Genomic DNA, 434 nt, shown 5'->3' on the forward strand with positions numbered 1-434 from the left:
CGTCGCGCTGGCAGCCAAGGGCGTGACCATGCGCACGCTCATTCCAGGCTTTCCCGTGGTGATGGATGCCTTCAAGAAAAAGAAGACTGTTTACCAATACCCGCTGCTGCAGGGCGGCAAGGCTTCGATCCATGCTGTCCAGATCGCCGGGCTCGATCTTTTCGTGCTCGACGCGCCGCATCTCTTCGACCGCCCGGGCGGTCCCTACGGCAACGCTGCGGGCGCCGACTGGCCGGACAATTGGCGGCGCTTCGCGGCACTGAGCCAGGCCGGCGCCGATATCGCCGGCGGCGCCGTCTCCGGCTACCTGCCCGACATCGTCCATGCCCATGACTGGCAGTCGGCGATGACGCTGGCCTATATGCGCTACGGCAAGGCGGTCGGCACGCCGTCGATGATGACCGTCCACAATCTCGCCTTCCAGGGCCAGTTCG

Annotated in this window: 1 protein-coding gene; it reads left to right on the plus strand. The window is 65.4% G+C overall.

The genetic code is table 11. The annotated features are described in order from the left end of the window. Nucleotides 1–434 (plus strand): glycogen/starch synthase (locus ACWTU8_RS32820; protein WP_455851374.1); only part of this gene is annotated, 434 nt, incomplete at both ends.

The sequence above is a fragment of the Mesorhizobium sp. BHbdii genome (assembly GCF_053848045.1).